1 protein-coding gene is annotated in these 929 nt (G+C 57.8%); it reads left to right on the top strand.

Going from position 1 to position 929, the window contains the following annotated elements; translation table 11 throughout:
* The first annotated feature begins 75 nt into the window (after window positions 1-75).
* Complete coding sequence (locus tag EXE42_RS15965) at window positions 76-900, top strand: IS5-like element ISHla3 family transposase (RefSeq protein WP_137706954.1); 825 nt, start codon at window positions 76-78, stop codon at window positions 898-900.
* Window positions 901-929: the final 29 nt, after the last annotated feature.

The raw sequence follows: 929 nt of genomic DNA, 5'->3' as shown, positions 1-929 counted from the left end.
TGCTGTGTTGAATAGCGATCTAATCAGCTGTTATCACGGAGTAGAAGGACGAAGCCGAGGAAATCGATTCTGTCCATGGAAGTCGATCTCCTCGACTTCGTTGAGCAGTGTCGTCGCCTAGTCAAACAAGCGTTGGGAAAGCACGCGGGCGAGCCCGCCAGCGGCGGGTTCGCCCGCTGGAAACACGTTGTGCTCCACTGTCTTCGGCTCGAAGACGGCCACAGCTACCGAGAAACGCCGAATCGGCTGAAGTATATGGCCGAGATTCGTGACGCACTCGGCTTAGATCCAGACGATCTCCCAGACTACAGCACGATCTACAAGTCGTTTGATCGGCTGAAAATGTGGGTATGGCGGGCGCTGCTGCGCGTTTCCGCGCAGCAGCACCCGCAGTCCGGACACGCTGCGCTCGACAGCACGTTCTTCGACCGGCGACGTGCCTCCTCGTACTTTCGCCAGCGGGCAGGACGGACGATACAGACGCTGAAAGTGACGACATTGACTGATGTGGAATCACTAGCTGTTCTCGACGTTCACATCACAGCGCGGTGGAAGCATGACACGAAGACGGGACCGCAGGTCGTCCGGCGAAACGCGGACGACCTGCAGTCCGTCGCCGCCGACAACGGCTTCCAAGACTGGCACACCGAGTACGAAATCGCCGCACACGACATCGATTACCTCGTTCATTATCGCGGCTCGTCAGCGAACGCAGCCGCGAAAAACGCTCTGAACCGGGCAAAGGGCTACTCTCAGCGGTGGATGGCCGAAACATCCTACTCGACAACCAAGCGCTCGCTCGGCGATGCCGTGCGAGCGCTTGGCTGGTATCGGCAGTTCCGTGAAATCGTCTTGATGTTCGCCATTACCAACATAGAACCACTGTGTGAGCCGCTGTAACCGTGACTCAGCATCTATTCAACACAGCA

Origin of the sequence: Halorubrum sp. SP3 (assembly GCF_005435195.1) — an archaeon.
Lineage (GTDB): Archaea > Halobacteriota > Halobacteria > Halobacteriales > Haloferacaceae > Halorubrum > Halorubrum sodomense.
This window is presented reverse-complemented; position numbering and strand designations above follow the sequence as displayed.